Origin of the sequence: Vibrio sp. SG41-7 (assembly GCF_014164465.1) — a bacterium.
GTDB lineage: Bacteria > Pseudomonadota > Gammaproteobacteria > Enterobacterales > Vibrionaceae > Vibrio > Vibrio splendidus.
Map to the genome: position 1 here is coordinate 60,179 of NZ_JACJFF010000003.1, position 15,570 is coordinate 75,748.

The 15,570-nt window shown below is 44.3% G+C and carries 12 protein-coding genes and 1 pseudogene; 4 read left to right on the forward strand and 9 right to left on the reverse strand.

Going from position 1 to position 15,570, the window contains the following annotated elements:
* The first annotated feature begins 33 nt into the window (after positions 1-33).
* Positions 34-1,377, forward strand: coding sequence for an anti-phage deoxyguanosine triphosphatase (locus H5300_RS01470; protein WP_054541703.1), 1,344 nt, complete (start codon positions 34-36; stop codon positions 1,375-1,377).
* Positions 1,378-1,403: 26 nt separating this feature from the next.
* Here the strand turns inward: H5300_RS01470 and H5300_RS01475 are convergent, their stop codons facing one another.
* Positions 1,404-2,003 (reverse strand): tRNA-uridine aminocarboxypropyltransferase, encoded by a 600-nt coding sequence (locus H5300_RS01475; RefSeq protein WP_054541702.1) that lies wholly within the window; start codon positions 2,001-2,003, stop codon positions 1,404-1,406.
* A 9-nt stretch (positions 2,004-2,012) separates the two neighbouring features.
* Between H5300_RS01475 and rrtA the strand changes: the two genes are divergently transcribed.
* Positions 2,013-2,561, forward strand: coding sequence for a rhombosortase (gene rrtA, locus H5300_RS01480; protein WP_054541701.1), 549 nt, complete (start codon positions 2,013-2,015; stop codon positions 2,559-2,561).
* On the opposite strand, the gene H5300_RS01485 is transcribed toward rrtA, so the two are convergent.
* From H5300_RS01485 to H5300_RS28300, 8 genes and pseudogenes are all read right to left on the reverse strand, one after another.
* Positions 2,552-2,851 (reverse strand): ComEA family DNA-binding protein, encoded by a 300-nt coding sequence (locus H5300_RS01485; RefSeq protein WP_004736087.1) that lies wholly within the window; start codon positions 2,849-2,851, stop codon positions 2,552-2,554. The two genes, rrtA and H5300_RS01485, sit on opposite strands and share 10 nt — an antisense overlap.
* Positions 2,852-3,112: 261 nt before the next feature.
* Positions 3,113-4,978 carry a peptidylprolyl isomerase gene (gene ppiD / locus H5300_RS01490; protein ID WP_182795281.1) on the reverse strand — a complete coding sequence of 622 codons (1,866 nt, stop codon included), beginning with the start codon at positions 4,976-4,978 and terminating at the stop codon, positions 3,113-3,115.
* A 219-nt stretch (positions 4,979-5,197) separates the two neighbouring features.
* The gene (locus tag H5300_RS01495; protein ID WP_012604504.1) at positions 5,198-5,491 is read right to left on the reverse strand and encodes an HU family DNA-binding protein; all 294 of its coding nucleotides are present in this window, start codon (positions 5,489-5,491) and stop codon (positions 5,198-5,200) included.
* 170 nt (positions 5,492-5,661) lie between these two features.
* Entirely contained in the window at positions 5,662-8,013 is a 2,352-nt protein-coding gene (gene lon, locus H5300_RS01500) for an endopeptidase La (RefSeq protein WP_017076773.1), read from the reverse strand.
* Between the two features lie 132 nt (positions 8,014-8,145).
* Positions 8,146-9,426 carry an ATP-dependent protease ATP-binding subunit ClpX gene (gene clpX, locus H5300_RS01505; RefSeq protein ID WP_004736081.1) on the reverse strand — a complete coding sequence of 427 codons (1,281 nt, stop codon included), beginning with the start codon at positions 9,424-9,426 and terminating at the stop codon, positions 8,146-8,148.
* 81 nt (positions 9,427-9,507) lie between these two features.
* On the reverse strand, positions 9,508-10,134 hold the full coding sequence (gene clpP, locus H5300_RS01510; RefSeq protein ID WP_004736080.1) for an ATP-dependent Clp endopeptidase proteolytic subunit ClpP: 627 nt from the start codon (positions 10,132-10,134) through the stop codon (positions 9,508-9,510).
* A 105-nt stretch (positions 10,135-10,239) separates the two neighbouring features.
* Positions 10,240-11,538 carry a trigger factor gene (gene tig / locus H5300_RS01515; protein ID WP_004736079.1) on the reverse strand — a complete coding sequence of 433 codons (1,299 nt, stop codon included), beginning with the start codon at positions 11,536-11,538 and terminating at the stop codon, positions 10,240-10,242.
* Positions 11,539-11,873: 335 nt separating this feature from the next.
* Positions 11,874-12,056, reverse strand: a pseudogene (locus tag H5300_RS28300) (hypothetical protein); the annotation flags it as partial.
* Between the two features lie 163 nt (positions 12,057-12,219).
* Between H5300_RS28300 and H5300_RS01525 the strand changes: the two are divergent.
* Together H5300_RS01525 and H5300_RS01530 are read left to right on the forward strand one after the other, a co-directional pair.
* Complete coding sequence (locus H5300_RS01525; protein WP_182795282.1) at positions 12,220-14,082, forward strand: ATP-binding protein; 1,863 nt, start codon at positions 12,220-12,222, stop codon at positions 14,080-14,082.
* 75 nt (positions 14,083-14,157) lie between these two features.
* Positions 14,158-15,507 (forward strand): sigma-54 dependent transcriptional regulator, encoded by a 1,350-nt coding sequence (locus H5300_RS01530; RefSeq protein WP_054541698.1) that lies wholly within the window; start codon positions 14,158-14,160, stop codon positions 15,505-15,507.
* Positions 15,508-15,570 lie beyond the last annotated feature (63 nt).

The window sequence follows — 15,570 nt, forward strand, 5'->3', positions numbered from 1 at the left end:
TATCTAAATAAAATCAATTTGATAGGTGCTATTTTGACTTCTCCACTCGAACCACCATTTGAACTCGAACAAGAATGGCAACATCGAAATGACGATGAACATAAAATAAGGCGTGATGACCATCGTAGCCCGTATCAACGCGATCGTGCGCGTGTGCTTCACTCTGCGGCTTTTCGTCGCCTCCAAGCAAAAACTCAAGTTCATGGCACCACGGTAAACGATTTCCACCGAACTCGCCTTACCCATTCGCTAGAAGCCGCACAACTTGGTACTGGCATTGTCGCTCAACTCAAGAAAAAGCAGCCCGAGTTTCGAGATCTTCTCCCCTCAGATAGCTTGATTGATTCACTGTGTTTAGCTCACGACATTGGCCACCCGCCTTATGGGCATGGTGGTGAAGTCGCACTCAACTACATGATGCGCGACCATGGTGGCTTTGAAGGCAATGCCCAAACGTTCCGAATAGTGACTCAATTAGAACCCTACACCGAACATCACGGGATGAATCTATCTCGACGCACTCTGTTGGGGTTGATTAAATACCCTTCACTTCTTAGCGAAGTTCAAGCTAAATTACAGTCTGAGCCTGTTAAGCACCAACGACAACTCCGAGCCAAAGATTGGATGCCAGCAAAAGGCATCTACGATCATGATGAAGAACTTTTTAACTGGGTACTGGAGCCGCTTTCAAGCAGCGACCAACAGCTTCTAAAACAGAAAAGAAAAACGCATACCGAGCCACTTGAGCACAATAAGACCAAATATAAGTCACTTGATTGTTCAATCATGGAGTTGGCTGATGACATCGCGTATGGCGTACATGATTTAGAAGATGCCATTGTGCTTGGCTCTGTGACCAAAGCTCAATGGGTAGATTCAGCTTACCCTCAACTTAAAGAGATGGCCGATCCTTGGATTTGTGAACACCTAGATTCAATTACAGAGATGCTTTTCTCTGGTGAGCAGTATCGTCGAAAGGATGCGATTGGTGGGATAGTCAACGCTCTGTTGACCAGTATTTCGATTGAACGAGTGGATGCTAACTTTGAGAATGTGCTGTTGGCTTACAATGCCGTGCTTGAACCGAGCATGGATGCCACACTCGATAAACTGAAGCACTTTGTCAGCGAGTTCGTGATTCAAGTGCCTCAGGTTCAAGTCATCGAATACAAAGGCCAACAGATCATCATGGATATGTTTGAAGCATTCAGCGCAGATCCTGAACGCTTGCTGCCACTGCCTATCAAGAAGCAATGGCTACAACATCAAGATGAATCAAGAAAGATGCGCGTGATTGCGGATTACATCTCATCAATGACTGATGACCTTGCGCAGAAAATGCATCAGCAATTGTTCTCAGCTCATACCGAGTTTTAATTCCTGACTCGTACCAATGAATCGGCTTAATCTAAGTAGTTTTTCTCAAACACACCCGGCGGCATTTGATTGATTTGAAACTGAATCATTTGGTTAAATGCCGTTAGCAAAGGGCTAAAGTCGCCATCACTCTCTAGCAAGCTAAGCAAATGATAGCCAGCTTCGACGGTAGAAAGGCTGTTTTCACTGGGCGCTTTACGGATTCGATAATTACCCTTGAGATCTTTCGGTAAGTGAACTGTGGTCAGCGCATGCAAGTTACTCGACACCTGCCACATCTTGAACGCCTTCTTCCACGTCCCATCCAATAAAATCACACGCAGCTTCTTGCTTGGGCATGTCGCAGATTCAACTGAAACAGAGTTTTCGCTTGGGTATAAAATCACATGTTGGTAATGTTCATCGGCCAGCAATGCGTTCAATTGTTCGTTGTCTGAAAAGTCTTCACCGACAAGCGTCACGCTGTTATTTAGAGATAACGAGAGGATACGCGCAGTTCCCATCGGGCGATGCTCTTCTGATGGGTGCTGAAGAATGATAAGCTCAACATTAGATTCGAGTGGTGTAACCCACTGACAAATACAAGCTTTCAAAGCCTTGCTGCATTGGGGGCAATAACGAGACATGGATTTAATGTGTACCCTGTTTTAATTTTCACTTCACTTTTATGCGTCTTATTCCAATTTGAGCCAATACAAGCTTGGGTCGTATGGGATAGCAATGCGATTGCCGAGGGGCAATGGTGGCGGATCCTAACAGGAAACTTTTCACATACCAACTACTCGCACCTTCTGATGAATCTAGCAGGCTTATGGATCATCAGCTATCTGTTTCAACCGAGTAAAAAACAGCTTGTTCTTGCTCTGCTTGTGACTAGTTTAGTTACTGGGATCGCTCTGTTGTTTTCGAGTATTCAGATCTATGTTGGCCTATCTGGCACTTTGCATGGGTTGTTTGGCTTATTCGCGCTCAGTGAGGCTTTAAACGGTAGGAGATCAAGTTGGCTGTTAGTATTGGGATTAATCGCTAAAATCGCTTGGGAGCAGCTTATTGGCCCTTCTAGCACGACTGGCGAACTGATTAATGCTCGTGTCGCGATTGAAGCCCACCTAGCAGGTGCATTGGCTGGAGGCTTCATATCTATCGCTTCATTTCTAACAAGTAGAAAAACGGATCAAAGTTGAATTCTTTCGCGGTTCTTTTCAACCGTCGCTTCACCTATCCCTTTCACACTCACCAAATCATCAGCAGTCGTAAACGCACCGTTTTGATCTCTGTAATCGACGATCTCTTGGGCTTTCTTGTCCCCAACACCAACTAATAACGCTGAGAGTTCTTCTGCCGTCGCAGTATTGATGTTTACCGTAATCTCAATGCCATCGTAAAGCTCAGCTTTAGTTGGGCTATCAGAAAACGCTGGGGAGCTTAGGGCCATCAGAAATGAAAGAAGTAGTGTTGAATATATCGTGCGCATAAACCGTTCCTTTGAACAAAAAACGTAACTTATGCATTTACCGCACTAGATAACACAATCACCAGACAAAAATAAAGCGGGTCACCTAAGTGACCCGCTTCGTTATACATCTTGTTTTCATCAGCTTGTTTGTTGGCTCGCAATTCTTATTTATCGAATAAACCTAATTTGCAAAACAACAACCATCGCATGTTGATTCTCGGTAGTCAGCCACCAAACAGGCTTAACTACCGAGCTAATCTAACTCAAGCTAACCTGATCTTACTGACCTTGACCCACTACGTAGTATTCAACGTCTGCATTTTTACGCAGTACGTTTAGTACATTAGTAAGGTCTTGCTGATTACCAACTCGCTCCAACTGTGCACCAATTTGAGTGCTGTAAGCTGGGTTGATTTCAGCTGTTACTTTAGAAAGCTCAACAACAACGATGTTACCGTCTTGGTCTTTAGATTGACCGAACACAGCTTGACCTACTTCTGGTTTCGCTAGAGCGAATACAGACGCCGCTAGTGGCGAGTTACGGTCAATCGTTTCAAGTTCAGTGAACTCAAGGTTGTTATCTGCAAGTACTGCTTCGTTACCTTGCTTAAGCTCGTTCACTAGAGAAACACCTAGCTCAACTGCTTGTTGCTCAGCTTGTACAGCAGACAATGCAGCGACAACTTGATCTTTCACTTCAGCTAGAGGAAGAACTGTCTCGTCGCGAGTCTCTTCTACACGAACAACAATCACGTGCTCAGGTGCAACTTCGATAACTTCAGAGTTCAGACCGTCTTCTTTCACTTCAGGGCTCAAGATAGCTTGCATAACTGCAGGCGTCATCAGAACTTCTGGAGCGTCAACTTGAGAGATGAAATCTGTTGTCGTGATCTTCGCATTGATAGCTTCAGCAGAGTCATCCAAAGAATCTGGGAATTCAAACGCTACTTTCTCTAGCTCAGTTTGCTGTTCGTAGAACTGATCAACTGCGTGTTGGTCTAGAAGCTCTGTCTTAATCTCTGCCGCTACTTCAGTGTAAGGCTGAGCTTGAGATGCTTTTACTTCGTCTAGCTTGATGATGTGGTAGCCAAAATCAGATTTAACTAGGCCAGTAGTATCGCCAATATTCTCAAGAGCGAAAGCCGCGTCTTCGAATGCTGGGTCCATAACATCGCGTTCAATCCAACCTAAGTCACCGCCAACATCTGCACTACCGAAGTCGTCAGATTTCTCTTCCGCTAGCGTAGCAAAATCAGCGCCTGCATTTAGCTCGTCTAGGATTGACTGAGCTTTCGCTTCGTCATCGCCTTGAACTAGAATGTGGCTAACTTTACGTTGCTCTTCAGTTGAGTACTTGTCTAGGTGCTCTTGGTAGTATTTCTGTGCTTCTTCATCGCTTACTTCAAGCTGAGACTTAAGTGCTTCAGCTGAAAGCTCGATGTAAGACACCTTAGCTTGCTCTGGACGAGTGTAAGCTTGAGGGTTCTCAGAATAATACTGTTCGATTTGCTCGTCAGTTAGCTCGATGTCTTTCGCTAGATCAGCAACAGACAAGGTCACTGTACGAATGTCACGAGTTTGAGCAATAAGTTTGCTTTGCGTATCGATTTCGCCTTGAAGAACAAATTCACTGCCTTGAAGCGCAGTCACAAGCTGGTTACGCATTAGGTCACGACGCATGTATTCAGCGAAGCTTTCTGCGCTGAAACCTGCACGACGCAGGGCTGATTGGTAAACTTCTTGATCAAATTGACCAGCAGTTTGGAACTGAGGCATTTCTAGAATCATTGTACGGATTTGAGAATCACTGATTCGTAGGCCTAGTGACTCAGCTTGCTGCTCAAGTAGAACATCGTTGATCATGCGATCAAGTACTGATTTACGGAAAGACTCTACGTATGCAGGGTCTGCAAGCATTTGAGCGAAGTAATCGCCAAGTTGAGACTGCATACGATTACGTTCGTTTTGGTAAGCTTGTTCGAACTCACCACGAGCAATTTCTGTGTTGCCAACTTTAGCTGCTGCGTTGTTACCGCCACCGGTGATGTAGCTGCCTACACCTGCGAATACGAATGACAGGATAATCAACCCAAGGATAATTTTTACCGCGATGCTATTCACGCCTTCGCGTAATCGATCCATCATAATTTAAGTGCTCTCCGGATATGAAGCATTGGCTTCAAAATAAAATCTATTCACGCGATATTATCAGAAAAAGAAATGCGCATCAGTAGGATGCGCATAATTTAAATAAGTTCAATGTGCTTTGCACACATACTGTCTAAGAATGAAACATCATTTTTCAAACAGTAAACGCATTTTACTGCCTTCCCCTCTCTAAAAGCGAGGTTTCAGCAGTGAAAATTAGTTACATGCGTCTTTAAGTGCTTTACCTGCTTTGAAGCCAGGTACTTTAGCTTCTGCGATTTGGATCTCTTCACCAGTTTTTGGGTTACGACCTGTACGAGCAGCACGAGTACGAACACTGAAAGTACCAAAGCCAACAAGTGCAACTTGGTCACCTGATTGTAGCGTTGTGCCAACTGCTTCGATGAAAGCGTCTAGAGCGCGACCAGCTGAAGCTTTAGAGATGTCTGCGTTTTCTGCGATTGATTCTACTAGTTGTGTTTTATTCACTGTTTTTCCCCTATGTGTCATCTGTGACTACTTCTCGATGACTGTACGTTCCATTTTGGTTTTAATTTAGCCGCAAGCCTTATTGCAAAAGGGCTGCCGCTTTAGTCAAATAACTTAGCGTCCAAAAAAAACGCTGACAAGCCTTTTCGGGTCTATCAGCGTAATTCTTTACTTATTTTTGCTATGCATCACTATTTTTTCACGTCAAACTCGACCCCTGACGGATCTCGTTCTAGCGCGACTTTAAGTACTTCATCAATCCATTGGACCGGAATCACCTTTAAGTCAGCGATTACATTGTCTGGAATCTCTTCCAAATCACGCTCATTGTCTTTAGGAATCAAGACAGTTTTGATGCCGCCACGGTGTGCTGCAAGCAGTTTTTCTTTCAAGCCACCGATAGGTAAAACTTCACCACGAAGGGTAATTTCACCTGTCATACCGACCTCAGCTTTCACAGGATTACCCGTTAGACTGGATACCAATGCAGTACACATTGCGATACCCGCACTTGGGCCATCTTTTGGTGTTGCACCTTCCGGTACGTGAACGTGAATATCACGTTTCTCGTAGAAATCTGTGTTAATACCCAGATTTTCCGCACGAGAACGAACCACAGTCATGGCTGCTTGAATCGACTCTTTCATCACATCGCCAAGAGAACCGGTTTGCGTTAGCTTACCTTTACCTGGCATTGATTCAGTTTCGATAGTCAGTAGGTCACCACCCACTTGAGTCCACGCTAAACCCGTCACTTGACCGATACGGTTACTCTCATCCGCTTTACCGAAGTCATGACGTTGAACGCCTAAGTACTCTTTCAGGTTATCAATGTTAACCGTTACAGACTTAAGGCTGCTGTCTAGCAAGATATTCTTAACTGCTTTACGACAAATCTTCGAAATTTCACGCTCTAGATTACGCACACCCGCTTCACGCGTGTAATAACGAATAATGCCAACGATAGCTGAATCTTCGATATTAATCTCGTGAGGCTTAAGACCGTTACGTTGGACTTGTTTGTCCAGTAAGTGACTTTTAGCGATGTTCAGCTTTTCATCTTCTGTGTAACCCGACAGACGAATCACTTCCATACGGTCCAGTAACGGGCCAGGAATGTCCATTGAGTTAGACGTTGCAACAAACATGACGTCTGACAGATCGTAATCTACTTCTAGGTAGTGATCGTTGAATGCAACGTTTTGCTCTGGATCTAACACTTCTAGAAGCGCTGAAGACGGGTCGCCACGCATATCAGAAGACATCTTATCGATTTCATCTAATAGGAACAGTGGGTTCTTAACACCAACTTTAGACATCTTCTGGATCAGTTTACCCGGAAGTGAACCGATGTAAGTGCGACGGTGACCGCGGATTTCCGCTTCGTCACGTACGCCACCAAGAGCCATACGAGTGTACTTACGGCCCGTTGCCGCTGCAATCGAACGGCCTAGCGAGGTTTTACCGACACCAGGAGGACCAACAAGACAAAGGATTGGACCTTTTAGCTTGTTAATTCGATTTTGTACTGCCAAGTATTCAAGGATACGTTCTTTAACACGCTCTAAGCCGTAGTGGTCTTCATTCAAGACCTCTTCCGCTTTCGCTAAATTCTTTTTAACTTTTGAACGCTTAGCCCAAGGAACACCAACCATCCAATCAATGTAGCTACGTACTACTGTTGCTTCAGCAGACATTGGCGACATCATTTTCAGTTTTTGCAGTTCTTGCTCGGTTTTTTCACGAGCTTCTTGAGGCATTTTTGAATCTTCGATCTTCTTCTTCAGAGTCTCGAATTCATCAGGTGCGTCATCCATCTCGCCCAGTTCTTTCTGAATCGCTTTCATTTGCTCATTCAGGTAGTACTCGCGCTGAGATTTCTCCATCTGCTTCTTAACGCGGCCACGAATGCGTTTTTCAACTTGCAGGATGTCAATTTCTGACTCCATTTGGCCCATTAAGAATTCCAAACGTTCAGTCACATCTGCAATTTCTAGAACGTGCTGCTTATCAACCAATTTAAGTGGCATGTGCGCTGCAATCGTATCAGCTAGGCGTGCAGCCTCATCAATACCGTTCAGAGACGTTAGAACTTCTGGTGGGATTTTTTTGTTTAGCTTAATAAAACCTTCGAATTGATTGATCGCGCTGCGAACAACCACTTCTTGTTCTTTTTCGTCAAGTTCTGAGGTTACAACGTATTCGGCATCCGCTAAGAAAAACTCACTCTCTTTGAACTGGTGAATTTTTGCACGCTGCTGACCTTCGACAAGTACTTTCACAGTACCATCAGGCAGCTTTAGCAACTGAAGAATAGTAGCGACTGTACCTACGTTAAATAGGTCATCGATTGAAGGCTCATCAGTGTCCGCTTCTTTCTGCGCTACAAGTAGTACTTGTTTGTTAGCTTCCATTGCCGATTCAAGGCAAGTAATCGATTTTTCACGACCGACAAACAATGGAATAACCATGTGTGGGTAAACCACTACATCACGTAGAGGTAGCACGGGGATTTCGATACGCTCGGAACGTTCCAAGTTCATATATTTCTCTCTTCCGCTTTAACTTATAAAGCAGTATATGGGGCTTAAACGACTGGATTCAATGGAAGAATAAAAAAAAGGAGGTAATTGCTTACCTCCTTTTTCAATTTGAGTGACTTGTCTAAAAAAGACCTACTCTGCAACCGCTGCTTGGTTATCTGAGTTGCTGTAAATCAACAGTGGTTCTGACTCACCATTAATTACCGACTCATCAATCACAACCTTGCTTACGTCTGTCGAAGATGGCAGTTCGTACATAGTTTCTAGTAGAACACCCTCTAAGATAGAACGCAGACCACGAGCACCCGTTTTACGTTCCATTGCTTTCTTCGCAATTGCACGTAGAGCATCGTCGCGGAATTCTAATTCAGTCTCTTCGATTTCAAATAATGCTGCGTACTGCTTAGTAAGCGCATTCTTCGGTTCACAAAGAATTTGAACTAGAGCTTCTTCGTCAAGTTCTGTCAGTGTCGTTGTCACGGGTAGACGACCAATGAATTCCGGAATTAGACCGTACTTCACGAGATCTTCAGGTTCAACTTGAGTAAACAGTTCACCCACAGTTTTTGCTTCATCTTTTGAACGCACTTCTGCGCCAAAACCAATGCTCGAACCTTTTTCTACACGTTGCTCAATCACTTTATCTAGGCCAGAGAACGCTCCGCCACAAATAAATAGGATCTTAGACGTGTCCACTTGCAAGAACTCTTGCTGTGGATGCTTACGACCACCTTGAGGTGGAACTGAAGCAACTGTACCTTCAACAAGTTTAAGTAGAGCTTGCTGTACACCTTCACCAGACACGTCACGCGTGATTGATGGGTTTTCAGCTTTACGAGAAATCTTGTCGATTTCATCGATGTAAACAATGCCGCGTTCAGCTTTCGCTACGTCATAATCACATTTCTGAAGCAACTTCTGGATGATGTTTTCAACATCTTCGCCCACATAACCGGCTTCGGTTAGTGTTGTTGCATCTGCCATTGTGAATGGAACGTCTAGGAAACGAGCCAGTGTTTCAGCCAGTAGCGTTTTACCACTACCAGTAGGACCGATAAGAAGAATGTTACTCTTACCTAGCTCTACGCCTTCAGCTGTCGTGTCACCATTACGCAAACGCTTGTAGTGGTTGTATACCGCAACTGCTAGCACTTTCTTCGCGTATTCTTGACCGATTACATAGTCGTCAAGATGCTCACGAATCTCACGCGGCGTTGGCAGCGATTCCGATTCTTTCTTAGGAAGAACATCTTTAATTTCTTCACGAATAATGTCGTTACAAAGATCGACACATTCATCACAAATGTAAACAGAAGGACCTGCGATTAACTTGCGAACTTCGTGTTGGCTTTTGCCACAGAAAGAGCAGTAAAGCAGTTTACCGCTACCACCCTCTTTGCTTTTGTCTGTCATTCGCTAACCTCTTAGCCTTTACTCTCTATGCTTGAGTGTATATCAATTTGAATCACTTTGCGTTAAACAATTGCCGTGCAATTATTGACCGCGGTGATTAAGAACTGAATCTACCAAGCCGTATTCTACTGCTTGATCAGCAGACATAAAATTATCACGATCTGTATCACGCTCAACAACTTCTAAAGGCTGACCAGTGTGCTCTGCCAATAGTTTGTTTAGCTTTTGTTTGATCGTTAGGATCTCTTGCGCGTGAATTTGAATATCAGACGCTTGGCCTTGGAAGCCGCCAAGTGGCTGGTGAATCATTACACGTGAGTTTGGAAGCACGTGACGCTTACCAGGAGTACCACCCGCTAGTAAGAATGCACCCATAGAGCAAGCTTGACCCATACATACTGTGCTCACGTTTGGCTTGATGAACTGCATTGTGTCGTAGATAGACATGCCCGCTGTTACGCTACCGCCAGGTGAGTTGATGTAAAGATAGATATCTTTGTCTGGGTTTTCTGATTCCAAGAAAAGCAGTTGAGCCACGACAAGATTTGCCATGTGGTCTTCCACTTGACCTGTTAAGAAAATGATACGTTCTTTTAATAGACGAGAATAAATATCGTAAGAACGTTCACCACGGGAAGTCTGTTCAACCACCATAGGAACTAGTGCGTCCATAATCGATGGCATTGTATTTTTTTCTTGGTAGCTCATATTCTTATGTCCCTAAAATAAATGGCCCGAATGATTAAATCATACGGACCATTGTTAGCAGAATTGTTGACCGTACGTCAACCTTCTACGTCAGATATTACTATATTAAGCAGGTTGCTGATTCATTAGCTCGTTGAAGCTAACTTCTTTATCAGAAACTTGAGCTTTAGCGATGATTGCATCAATAGCTTGCTCTTCTAGAGCAACATTGCGCATGTTGTTCATCATTTGCTCGTTTTGCTCGTAGTAAGCAATAACTTCTGTTGGATCTTCGTATGCTGTAGCCATCTCTTCGATGATAGCTTTAACTTTCTCGTCGTCAGCTTTTAGTTCTTCAGTCTTGATTACTTCACCAAGAAGAAGACCTACAACTACGCGACGTTTAGCTTGCTCTTCGAACAGCTCACGTGGAAGTTGGTCAGCAGCTTCAGTGTTGCCACCGAAACGTTGAGCAGCTTGTTGACGTAGAACACCGATCTCTTGATCGATTAGAGCAGAAGGTACGTCGATGTTGTTTTCGTTAACTAGACCGTCGATTGCTTGCTCTTTGATGCGGTTCTTAACAGCTTGCTTAAGCTCACGCTCCATGTTCTTACGAACTTCAGCTTTAAGGCCTTCAACGCCTTCAGCTGCGCCGAACTTAGAAACGAATTCTTCGTTTAGTTCTGGAAGCTCACGAGCTTCAACTTTGTTCAGCTTGATAGAGAACTTAGCAGCTTTACCTTTTAGGTTTTCAGCGTGGTAATCTTCTGGGAAGTTTACTTCGATTTCGAATTCCATACCTGCTGTTTTACCAACGATACCGTCTTCAAAACCAGGGATCATGCGACCAGCACCCATCTCTAGTGGGAAGTTCTCAGCTTTACCGCCTTCGAACTCTTCACCGTCGATAGAACCAACGAAGTCGATAGTTGCACGAGAACCAGCGTCAGCAGCAGCTTCAACTTCAGTCCAAGTTGCTTGTTGCTTACGTAGAGTTTCGATCATCTCTTCAACGTCAGCTTCTTTAACTTCTACTGCTGGTTTCTCAACAGTGATGTTTTCTAGACCTTTCAGCTCAACTTCTGGGTAAACTTCAAAAGTTGCGTTGAATACTAGGTCAGCGCCTTCGTTGTTTTCAACTGGTGCGAAAGTAGGTGCGCCAGCTGGGTTGATTTTCTCTTTAACGATCGCTTCGATGAAGTGACGTTGCATTACTTCGCCCATCACGTCTTGACGTACTGCTTTGCCGTACATTTTAGCAACCATCTTCATAGGCACTTTGCCTTTACGGAAACCATCGAAACGACGGTTTTTCGCGATGTTGCGTAGTTCAGCTGTAACTGCATCTTCGATGTTAGCAGCAGGAACAGTAATATTAAGACGGCGCTCTAGGCCTTCTAGCGTTTCAACAGTAACTTGCATTATATAAACCTCAAAACTGGCTCAGTAATCTGAGCATATGAGCCGTAACTTAGCTTTAATTCAAAAGCCGACGTTGTTGGCTGCATTCTTGTGTAGTGCTCTATCCGAACACCTAATTTAAAATCGAGCATTGATGTCTGAATTGATTATTCAACCAAACACCAGACTAATCAGCGATATCTTCGTTCTTCACATGCTTATTGAACGTTCTCACGCAGTTATAAAACGTTTTCACGCACTTATAAAAAGCAGTGAAGCTTGTTTTCGGAAACAAGAAAGGTATCTCCGATTAGCCTCAGGACAGAAATTTTAGATGCGACATTCTAGCGATCTGTTTAATCTCTGTCGAGCCGTTCACCTCTGCATGATGATGAATGCTCTAAATTCGTCCAACTAAATGATACAAAAACGATCAAATCATCACTTAGCACAACAGAAATGGGGACAATAGCGACTTTTTCAAGGGAATCGAGGGCTTTTTTTGCTAAAAACCTTAAAAAGAGATCTTGCTCTTGTTTTACCCCTCAGAGTCGATAACTTTTTCAACAATCCCCGTTACAAACCCTTAACCTACCCCCACCTGTCGACTTTCTCCTTTCAGCAAAAACTACCGCTATTTGCTACCATAAATGAGAGAAGACGGGCTTGATTGATTACCAAAGAAATTAGCGGAGAGCCTTCATGTTTCAAGCTTTTAGAATCCCAATACTATTAATGGCCATATACAGTCTACTGATGGTATTTGGCGGTCATTGGGTGTGGAGTACAAGTCATCAAAGTTTGTTAAATGATCATCAATCTAAGCTAGACCGCTTTTCGGTTCATATTTCAAGCCAACTGGATAAGTTCGCGCACATTCCCGAGCTGCTTTCAAAAGACAAAGAGCTGGTCGATGCCCTTCACTCTCCAAGTAACTCTGCGCAAATCGAACTCACCAATCGCTATCTAGAGCACGTAAATTCGGTGATTCAAGCGTCCGACACTTATCTATTAGACAGCATTGGCACCACTATCGCAGCCAGTAACTGGAATCAACCGCGTTCTTTTATTCGTCGAAACTTTGCTTTCCGTCCCTACTATCAAGAAGCCATTCAGGGCAATGAAAATCAATATTTTGCGCTAGGGTCAACGTCTGGGAAGCGAGGCTATTATTATTCTTATCCGGTCTCCTATGCCGCTGAGATTATTGGCGTCATTGTCGTAAAGATGGATTTATCGCTGATTGAAGCAAGTTGGAAAGGCAAACAGAGTTTTTTTGTTGCTGACGATAAAGACCAAATCGTATTCATGTCGAGTAATCCTGAATGGCTGTTCAAAAGCCTTCAGCCGCTGAGCCAAGCACAGCAAGCTCGAATTCAAGAAAGCAGACAATATCTCGATACCAAAATAGAAAGCCTTCACTTCTCTGGTGATTTCGAGAGTGCTACTAGCAATATTGAGTCTCCGCACAAGCTCGTCCAAGAGCAATTCTTTAGCTCTTCACGCTTCTTAGCCGAACCGAAACTCACCATACGAGTATTTTCTCCGACCCACTTAGTTTGGTGGGATCTGGTGGCTTACCTAGTGGTTTTGAGCCTTATCTTTGCGATTATTTATCTAACGATGCAGCTCAATCACCATCGACAACAAAGGCGTGCCCAAATTGATAGGCTGCAATCTGAAGCCAAGCAAAAGCTAGAATTTCAAGTGCTTGAGCGCACATCAGAGCTGCATGTCGAGATTAAACATCGTATCGAAACCGAACATGTACTGAGGCAGACACAAGACGAACTCATCCAAGCCGCTAAACTGGCAGTGCTAGGGCAAATGTCGGCAAGCATTAGCCATGAGTTGAATAACCCTCTCGCTGCGATTCGCAGTTATGCCGACAACGGCCGACTGTTTCTTGCCAAAGAAAAGACTGATCGTGTCGATGACAACCTCTCGCGAATCTCGGCGCTCACTGATCGCATGGCGAAAATCAGCCACCAGCTTCGCTCTTTTGCAAAGAAATCCACCGCGGAAGAATTACATACGTTGCAGATACTTCCCGTATTGCACTCGTCAAGAGAGCTGATGAAACCACAACTCAAGAGTGAACGAGTTAAGGTTAACGAACTCCCTGAAACCTTTGATGCTTGCGTGCTCGCCAACGCTATCCAATTGGAACAAGTGATCATTAATTTGCTGACCAACGCGATTCAGGCGATGGAACAACAAGACAACAAGCAATTGGCTATTCTGTTAGATATTAGGGAATCCGACCATCGACAAGCCAGCACCTTGCTGATTCATGTCGATGATAATGGCCCCGGCTTCACTTCCCCTTCGAGCGGAGATTTTTTTGAACCTTTCCATACCACCAAGAAAAACGGACTTGGACTTGGGTTATCGATTTCTCAACAAATAATCAGCGGAATCAACGGCAAGCTCGTTACCGGTCACAGCCCTCAAGGTGGCGCTCGATTCAGCATAGAGTTGCCCCTTGTTGAGCAAGAACAAAAAGAAAAAAAACCAACACCCAAACAAAAACAACAGACTGAGATTAAACCGTTAGCAAGCTAGCTATTGAACAAGCGAGCCAACCAACAAGCAAAAAACTCAGCGATAATCAGAATACAAAGAAGTAAAGGAATCACTATGTGTCACGTCTATTTCATTGATGATGAATCCGATCTAAGAATGGCGATTGAACAGAGCTTTGAGCTCGCCGATATTGAAGCGGAGTTCTTTCCCGATGCCGAATCTGCTCTGCTCGCAATTCAAGAGAACGGCTTACCCCACGTGATCGTCACTGATATCTGTTTACCGGGTATTTCCGGGCATGACTTGCTCAACACCGTAATGCACAAAGATAAAGAAGTCCCCGTAATCATGATCACTGGCCACGGCGATATCTCCATGGCCGTGCAAGCGATCCAAGACGGCGCCTATGACTTCATTGAAAAGCCGTTCGCCAATGAACGTCTAATCGAAACCACTAAGCGAGCGATAGAAAAACGCCAACTTACCCTTGAGAATCTTGAATTAAAGCGCTCTCTCAAGGCCAGTAAAGCGCTTGGACCAAGAATCATTGGTGACACGCAATCAATGACCGAACTGCGTTCTATCATCACCCACGTTGCCGACACTAACGCCGATATTTTGTTGTTTGGTGAGACAGGTACGGGCAAAGAATTAGTCGCACGATCCCTACATGAGCAAAGCAGTCGACGAGAACAAAACTTTGTTGCCGTCAATTGCGGGGCGGTTCCAGAAAATCTGATTGAAAGTGAGTTGTATGGCCATGAAAAAGGCGCATTCACAGGTGCTGAGAGTAAACGCATTGGCAAGTTCGAGTTTGCTCAAGGCGGAACCCTATTCTTAGACGAGATCGAATCCATGCCGATGCAGGCACAAATTCGCCTGTTACGTGTCTTGCAAGAACGCGTCATCGAAAGAGTTGGCTCAAACGGATTGGTCCCACTTGATATTCGAGTAATCGCCGCAACCAAAGTGGACTTGAAAAAGGCAGCTGAAGAAGGGACTTTCAGACAAGACCTTTACTACCGATTGAATGTTGTCACCCTAGATTTACCGCCGTTGAGAAGCCGCCAAGAAGATATCCCAGCACTCTTCCACCACTTCTTACTGGTCGCTGCGGCACGTTATGGCAAAACAGCCCCGGCAATTCCACAGAAAGAACTGCACGAGCTTTTAGCCCACGATTGGCCGGGAAATGTACGAGAATTGCGTAACACTGCGGAGCGTTTCGTACTTTTAGGTAAACTATCTCACTTATCAGACAGCACTTCGGAGTCGACCCAACATTTGTCGTTAGCAGAACTGGTTTGTGATTTTGAGAAAAACACGTTAAAGCAAGCGCTTATTGAGTGTAATGGCAGCATCAAAGAGACGATGGATAGGCTGCAACTTCCCCGAAAAACACTCTACGATAAGATGCAAAAACACCAGCTAGTGAAAGAGTCATACAGACAAAACGAAAACTAAATTAGATTTGGGAGCAAGATCACCTATACTTATTTTGATAACAGGATGTTATGCAATCAAAGT

Excerpts from the sequence above, each read along its gene's own strand:
- H5300_RS01475 (WP_054541702.1), bottom strand. The coding sequence starts at position 2,003 with ATGTCTCGTTATTGCCCCCAATGCAGCAAGGCTTTGAAAGCTTGTATT.
- clpX (WP_004736081.1), bottom strand. The coding sequence starts at position 9,426 with ATGACAGACAAAAGCAAAGAGGGTGGTAGCGGTAAACTGCTTTACTGC.
- lon (WP_017076773.1), bottom strand. The coding sequence starts at position 8,013 with ATGAACTTGGAACGTTCCGAGCGTATCGAAATCCCCGTGCTACCTCTA.
- H5300_RS01485 (WP_004736087.1), bottom strand. The coding sequence starts at position 2,851 with ATGCGCACGATATATTCAACACTACTTCTTTCATTTCTGATGGCCCTA.
- H5300_RS01495 (WP_012604504.1), bottom strand. The coding sequence starts at position 5,491 with ATGACACATAGGGGAAAAACAGTGAATAAAACACAACTAGTAGAATCA.
- H5300_RS01525 (WP_182795282.1), top strand. The coding sequence starts at position 12,220 with ATGTTTCAAGCTTTTAGAATCCCAATACTATTAATGGCCATATACAGT.
- H5300_RS01530 (WP_054541698.1), top strand. The coding sequence starts at position 14,158 with ATGTGTCACGTCTATTTCATTGATGATGAATCCGATCTAAGAATGGCG.
- ppiD (WP_182795281.1), bottom strand. The coding sequence starts at position 4,978 with ATGATGGATCGATTACGCGAAGGCGTGAATAGCATCGCGGTAAAAATT.
- clpP (WP_004736080.1), bottom strand. The coding sequence starts at position 10,134 with ATGAGCTACCAAGAAAAAAATACAATGCCATCGATTATGGACGCACTA.
- tig (WP_004736079.1), bottom strand. The coding sequence starts at position 11,538 with ATGCAAGTTACTGTTGAAACGCTAGAAGGCCTAGAGCGCCGTCTTAAT.